The sequence below is a fragment of the Nitrospirillum amazonense genome (assembly GCF_029594735.1).
Taxonomy (GTDB): domain Bacteria; phylum Pseudomonadota; class Alphaproteobacteria; order Azospirillales; family Azospirillaceae; genus Nitrospirillum; species Nitrospirillum amazonense.
In genome coordinates this window covers 904,962-911,885 of record NZ_JARPAF010000001.1, presented here as the reverse complement: position 1 = coordinate 911,885, position 6,924 = coordinate 904,962, and the positions used below count along the sequence as shown (strand labels likewise).

Below are 6,924 nucleotides of genomic sequence, written 5' to 3'. Positions count from 1 at the left end.
GGCGGGCTCAGCGCTCATGGAAGGCGCTGTCCACTGTCGTGTAGATGGGTTTCAGCAGGTATTGGAATACCGTCTTCTCGCCCGTGGTGATGTCGGCCTGAACCGTCATGCCGGGCACCACCTGGTAGCGTTCCCTGTCATGTCCGACGTAGGAGGCAGCCAGCTTCACCCGGGCCAGGTAGTAGGGGTTCTTCTGCTCGTCCATGAAGGTGGTGGGCGAAACGGTGTCCAGCGTGCCGTCGATGCGGCCGTAGCGGGCGTAGTCGAAGGCCTGTACCTTCACCTTCACCGGCTGGCCGGGACGGACGAAACCGATGTCGCGGGTGGAGACGCGCACCTCGGCCATCAGCTCGTCATCCACGGGTACCAGGCGGGCGACGATCCCGCCGGGGGCGACCACGCCGCCGATGGTCTTGACCGGCAGTTCCATGACGATACCGCGCACGGGCGCCACGGTGACCAGGTGGTCCACCCGGTCCTCCTGCCCCTCGATCAGCTTGTTCAGTTCCGCCAGCTGGGCGCCGGTGGTCTCCAGCTTGTCCAGGGCCTCTTGCCGCAGGCGGCCGTCCAACTCCGACAGGCGGGACCTGTTCTCACCCAGGCTGTGCTGGGTGCTGGCGATGACTCCCTCAAGGCGGGCTTTCTCCGACTGGGCGCTGGCCAGGTCGCGCTGCGCCTCCAGCAGGTTCAGCTTGGAGTTCAGCCCCTTTTCCACCAGATCCTTACGCAGTTGAACCTTATGCTCGGCGATGTCCAGGTCGGTCATGACCGAGGCCAGCTGCAGCTTGCTGGCGGTCAGCAAGGCGGCCGCCTGCTGGCCCTGGTTCGCCAGCACGGCGCGCTGGTTCCTCTTGGCTTCGATCTGGGCGGCCAGCAGCTGGCGGTTGTTGTCCACCACGTCGGGCTGGCTGGCATAAGGCGCGAAGTCGGCCGGCCGGTCCTCGGCGAAGGCCTGCAGCCGTTCCATCTGCGCCTGCAGGGCGATGCGCCGGGCGGTGTACTGATCGCGGCTGGAGCGGGTGGTGGCCCCCTCGAACCGCACCAGGGGCTGGCCGGCCTCCACCAGCTGGCCCTGTTTCACCAGGATCTCGGCGACGGTGCCGCCCTCCAGGTGCTGGGCCACCTGGACCGAGCGGGAGGGGACGATCTCACCGAACGACGTGGCGACCTCGTGCACCGGGGTCAGCACCGCCCAGGCGATGGCGGCCGTCAGGCAGAGGCCGGCCACCAGGATGGTGCTGCGCGTCAGGGGCGAGATGCCGGGGTCGGTGACCAGTTCGTCGGAGGCGAACTCAGGCAGGCGGAACCAGTTGGGCAGGGCTACGGCGCGCATCAGATCATGCCTCTCGGAATACGGTCGCGAACCTTTTCGGCGGTCCCGAAGTAACGGGTGGTCCCGTTCTCCAGGATCAGGACCTTGTCGGCGATGCCGAGGTGGCCTCGGCGGTGGGTGGCGAAGAAGACGGTGGACCGCTGGCGCAGCATCTCGATGGCCGACATGAAGGCGAACTCGCCCTCGAAGTCGAAGCCGCTGATGGGCTCGTCCAGCAGGACCAGCGGGGTGTTGCGCAGGTAGGCGCGGGCCAGCGACAGGCGGGCCAGCACGCCGGTGGGCAGGGGGGCGGAGTGCATGTCGAAGCAGGTGTCCAGCCCGTCCTTCAGGCCCTTCACCGTGTCCAGCGCCCCGGCCTGGTCCAGGGCGTCGATCAACTCGGCGTCGCTGGCAAGGGGAGCGGCCAGGCGCAAATTGTCGGCCAGAGAGCCCTGGAAGAACTGCGGCACCTGCGTGACGAAGGCGATGGAGCGGCGCAGCTGGATGGGGTCGAACTGGCGGATGTCGCGGCCATCGATGCGGACGGAGCCGCCCTGGGCCGTGTATAGGCCGCTGATCAGCTTCAGTACGGTGGACTTGCCGCCGCCGCAGCGGCCGACGATGGCCACCACCTCGCGCGGCGCCACCTCGAAACCGACGTTGGCCAGGATGGGCTCCGGCTCACGGTGATAGCGGAAGGTGACGCGGGTAAAGGAGACGCGGCCCTGGATCTCGGCCACGCGGTCCGGTCGCACCGTTTCCGACCGTTCCGGCGGCGTGGCCATCAGGGTCTCGATCTGGCGGATGGAGGAGCGGATCTGACCCACCCGGGCGCTGGCCATGAAGGCAGCCTGCAGGGGCCCCAGCATGCGCCAGATCAGCATCATGCTGGCGATCAGGCCGCCGGTGGTCAGGTCGCCGGCCAGCACGCGATGCACGCCGAACACCAGGGTGACCAGGGCGGTCATGGTGCCCAGGATCTGGCTGATGGTGCTGGTGGTGGCCGAGGCTTGGCCGTAGCGCAGATTGGCTTCCGCCGCGTTTCGGGCCACGGTGTCGTAGCGGTCGCGCCAGATGTCCACCAGGCCCAGCGTGCGGATGGACCGCATGCGCTCGATAATCTCCAGCGTCAGTTCCTGGCGACGGGAATTGGCCACGGCGGCCTGGGTGACGCGATAGCGGGTGACGGCGTTGGCCACGAAAGCCAGCAGGCCATAGACGCCGACCGCCACCAGCGGCACCAGGCCCAGCCAGCCGCCCAGCACGAAGATGGCGGCGATGAACAGGAACATGAAGGGCAGGTCCAGCGTCGCCTGGGCCAGCGGGCCGGTCAGCAGGTCGCGCACCCGGTCGATGTCGCGCACGCGGGCCACCTGGGCGGCAATGCTGACCCGCTCGGTCAGGGCGCTGGGCAGGCTCAGAAGGCGGCCGAACACGGCGTTGCCGACGACATAGCCCAGGCGGGCGCCGGCATGGGCCATGGTGTGGCTGCGCAGCCGGCGCATGGTCAGTTCGAAGAGGGAGGCGCCGATGGCGCCGATGCCTAGCGGTACCAGCAGCCAGGGGGTGTTGGCGGCGATGACCTTGTCATAGACGGTCATCACGAACAGCGGGTTGGCCAGGGCCAGCAGGTTGGCCATCAGGGTCAGGGCCATGCTGGCGAAGATCAGCGGCGTGCTCTCGCCGATGCGGCTGCGCAGCCAGCCCTGACGTTCCGTCCCGCTGTGGGGCAGGGTGCCGGGGCGCACGGTCACCAGCGTGCCGGCGGGCAGGGCGTCGTCGCCCCCGGCGGTCGCTGGCGTGGCCTCGGCCTGCGGCCGCGTCACGACGAAGCGGTTCTCCAGCACCTCAACCAGCGTGGGGGCCGCACCCAGGGGAATGTGCAGCATGACGCCCACGGCCTTGTCTGCCGGTCCGGCGATGCGGCGCAGATCATCCAGGGAGAACCCATCGGCGGTGTGCAGGGCGCTGACGTAGCCCAGGCGGCCCAGGATGTCGCGTAGGTCGGCCATGGGGTTGGCCCGCGCCTCGGACGGCAGCGCCTCCAGGATCTGACGGCGGGAGCCGGACCAGCCATGGCGGTTCAGCAACTGCGCCAGCGGGTCCAGGAATTCGGTCCAGTTCACGCTGACCGTGGCGGCGGGCACCGGCAGGGCCGGGGGCCGGAGCATGGGGTCCCGCTGGGACGCCCCGCTGTCGAGGAGAAGCGTCATAATGCGAACTCCAGGGTGCGATCCAATTGGCCGTCGGCCAGGCGGTAGATGCGGTCGGCCAGCTTCAGGACGGCAGGCCGGTGGCTGACCAGGACCAGCGCGCATTCGGTGCGCAGCTCGTTCATCAGGCCGAACAGGTGGCGGTCGCCTTCGTCGTCGACGGCGGAGTTGGCATCGTCGAACAGGATGATGCGCGGCTTGTGGATCAGGGCGCGGGCCACGGCGATGCGCTGGGCTAGGCCCCGGGGCAGGGGCTCGGTGGCGCCGTCGCCCACGAAGGTGGCGAAGCCGTGGGGCAGGGCGTGGATGAGGTCGGAGATGCCCGCCCGCTCCGCCGCCACCAGGGCCAGCTCGTCATACTCGGGCCGGAACAGGGTGATGTTCTCGGTGATGGTGCCGCGGAACAGGATCTCTTGCTGCGGCAGGAAGGCGATGGCCTCGCGCACCGATTCCGGGTCGTACTGGTCCAGATCCAGGCCGTCCAGGGTGATGCGGCCGCGGCTGGGCTGGTAGAAGCCGCCCATGAGGGACAGCAGGGTGGTCTTGCCGCTGCCGTTGGGGCCCACCAGGGCGATGATCTCGCCCTTGCTCAGTTCCAGGTCGATTCCGCTCAGCACCTCCTGTTCCGGCTTGAAGCCGAAGGACAGGCCAGACAGGACCATGCGCGGCTGCGTCTGGTTGGCGTCGGCCGTGCCCATGGCGTGGCGTTCGCGCGGCATGGCGTACAGGGCGTCCATCTGTTCGCGGGCGATGGCGGCCTGCTGCAGGCGCGACCACAGCTGCAGGATGTTCTGCATGGGCGACAGGGCGCGGCCGACCAGCAGCACGCAGGCCGACAGGCCGCCGACGCTGAGCTGGCCGCGCAGCACCAGCAGGCTGCCGAAGCCCACGGTCAGCAGGCCCGCGACCTGCACCACGCATTGCCCGATCTCACCCAGGTGCTGGGCCGACAGCTCGGCGCTGCGGTTCTCGCCCAGGCGACGCTCCTGCAGCTTCTCGTATCGGCGCAGCAGCGGATGCTCCAGCGCCATGGCCTTCACCGACTGGATGCCGCTCAACAGGCTGATGATGAAGCTGAGGCGCTTGTCCTCCGCCTCCGCCACGCGCAGCAGCGAGGTGCGCGCCATGCGGATGGCCGGCAGGGCCAGCAGCACGATGGCCAGTATGCTGACCAGCGGCACCAGGGTCAGGATGCCGCCGATGTATAGGATGATGCCCAGGTAGATGACGACGAAGGGAATGTCGTACAGGCTGACCATGATCTGGCCTGACGCGAAATCCCGTAAAGACGCGATGGAATTCAACCTTTCCATGTGCGCGCCGGAGGTGTGCGTCTGAAACGCCTGTATATCGCTGTCCAGCAGATGAAAAATGGCGCGGCGACTTTCGGATATTTCATACTGGGCACTACGCGTACTGAAAATCCGCTGCCGTGCAATTCGTAGGAACAGCTCCATCAGCAACGCGGTAACAATTCCGCCCGCCAACATGAACATCGTATCAATGGTATGGTTCGGCAAAATACGATCATATACCTGTAGCAAGGCAATCGGCATCGCCAAGGACAGGATATTAATCGTGATGCTTGATGTCATTATATAGGCGTTATGTGGAATCTTAACGCCGCCAAAATTCATGGATACTGATGCGGTTCTGCTCATGGTTTTCACCATTTGATTCGATGGCGCATCCTGATTATGTGTAACTTAAAAAAGTGTTAAATGCCATTTTTTGGATTGTATTGGTATTTGCCGGATATCGGCAAATACTTGACCCTATTCAAAAGGTGATGTAGCTGCAAAATTAAAAGTTGTGTCCGCGTGATTGTACCCGGCGCCACAATCCAGACGTCGGTGTTGCGCGTTAAAACGCCGCACTCCATGGGCCGAGACTGCCGGCAAGCTGCACAGGAGTGGATATGGGACGGCCCCCGGCCTGGGGCGCCGCCTGCCCCCTATAGCATTGTTTCGGAAAGAAGATTTATGGGGTGGCTACGTAAGTATACCACAATGTGGCCGTTTCGAATGATCACGATTTTTTTGCCAATTCTCGAAATCGACTTGTCTCGACTGGCCGTGATTACGCAGGTATGAGCAGAAGTGATTGAAATGAGAAAAGTGGAGTGGTCGAAAAATGGGCCTGCGGTCTGTTTGGTCGCAAAATTAATGCTACAGGATAGGCTATACTTAGGAGTTAATACTTCCCTCGTGTTCACATTCTGTTAATGCGACCGTGGCTGGGACTTTCCTTTTGATAAGAAGCAGAGGATTTGCGGTTCGTTCCAGGTCGACCGCGTCCATGAGCGGACCGGAGTCAGCATGGCCAAGGCCAGCCTGCCGAAGCCCGTCCGATACAGCGCGGAGACAAAGTGCCAGCGGCGGGTCGCCGCCGCCAGTGCCGGCCGGGAAGCAAAGGTTCTTTCACGACTTGCTTGGCCCGACCCGGCGGATGCGTCCCTACACCATGTGCCGGGGCGTGATCCCGACGATTCTGATGATGAACGGTGTTTCACATCCCTTGAACAGCCGTTCACGGCCGTCGAACGCCGGTTCACTGCCTCCCAGGCGGCACCACGCTGCCATGCGCGCTTGCCTCAAGCGAGCCGCTGCGCCAGTTCCTCGGCGTCCGCGTGGTAGTATCTGGCCAGCATGGACAGCGTCTTGTGGCCAGTGATGCGCATCAGCTCCAGCGGGGTGGTGTAGATCTTGGCCAGCCGGCTGGTGGCCTCGTGCCGCAGGTCGTGGAAGGTCAGGTCCGCGATGCCGGCGCGGTCGACTACGCGGCCAAAGGTCACTTTCAGCAACCTCTGGTCCTCTCCTACCACAGGCCCATTCTTGTTTCCGTAAGAGGGGAAGGAGCGGAGGGCGTCCACCGCTGCGGTGGACAGCGGCACCTTGCGGATTTCACCGTTCTTTGAGCCGTCGCCTGACAGGCCGCGGATGGTCATGACGCGTTTCGCCAGATCCACGTCGCTCCAGTCCAGTGCACAGATCTCCCTCTGTCGCGCGGCCGTTTCCAGCGCCAACTTGGCCATGGGCACCAGCCAGGCTCCGTGCTTGCTGGCGGCCAGCCCTGTCATCAGGCGTTCCTCTTCGGCGGGGATGTGGTGGCATAGTTCAGCCTCGGCACCGGTATCCGGATGGCGCTGACGCGTCACCTCGACCCTAGCGGGCTGCAGGCGCCGCTCGCGCTTGCGGTCAGCGCCCTTGGGGCGGGCGGTCAGCTTGGCTTCGGCGGGATTGGCTGGCAGGTGTATGCCCCACTCGCGCCGGCCATGGGCGATGGCCGTGGCGATCAGGTTGATCCGCCGCACCATGGTGGCGGGGGCGTAGTCGCAGGCCAGCATACGATCGCGGTAGCTGGCGATATCCTGAGGGGAGAGGGCGCTGAGCCGTCGCA

At 65.3% G+C, this 6,924-nt stretch carries 4 protein-coding genes; all 4 read right to left on the bottom strand.

The window, feature by feature from the left end; translation table 11 throughout:
- Positions 1 to 7: 7 nt before the first annotated feature.
- Positions 8 to 1,333, bottom strand: coding sequence for an HlyD family type I secretion periplasmic adaptor subunit (locus P5F91_RS03705; RefSeq protein ID WP_277906544.1), 1,326 nt, complete (start codon positions 1,331 to 1,333; stop codon positions 8 to 10).
- Entirely contained in the window at positions 1,333 to 3,525 is a 2,193-nt protein-coding gene (locus P5F91_RS03700; RefSeq protein ID WP_186455027.1) for a peptidase domain-containing ABC transporter, read from the bottom strand. The genes P5F91_RS03705 and P5F91_RS03700 overlap by 1 nt, the downstream gene beginning before the upstream one ends.
- Entirely contained in the window at positions 3,522 to 5,120 is a 1,599-nt protein-coding gene (locus P5F91_RS03695; protein WP_277906543.1) for a peptidase domain-containing ABC transporter, read from the bottom strand. Before P5F91_RS03695 ends, P5F91_RS03700 begins: the two co-directional genes overlap by 4 nt.
- Positions 5,121 to 6,118: 998 nt before the next feature.
- Positions 6,119 to 6,924: site-specific integrase (locus P5F91_RS03690; RefSeq protein WP_277906542.1), on the bottom strand; the 806-nt coding region annotated here is incomplete at its 5' end.

Excerpts from the sequence above, each read along its gene's own strand:
- P5F91_RS03700 (WP_186455027.1), bottom strand. The coding sequence starts at position 3,525 with ATGACGCTTCTCCTCGACAGCGGGGCGTCCCAGCGGGACCCCATGCTC.
- P5F91_RS03695 (WP_277906543.1), bottom strand. The coding sequence starts at position 5,120 with ATGACATCAAGCATCACGATTAATATCCTGTCCTTGGCGATGCCGATT.
- P5F91_RS03705 (WP_277906544.1), bottom strand. The coding sequence starts at position 1,333 with ATGCGCGCCGTAGCCCTGCCCAACTGGTTCCGCCTGCCTGAGTTCGCC.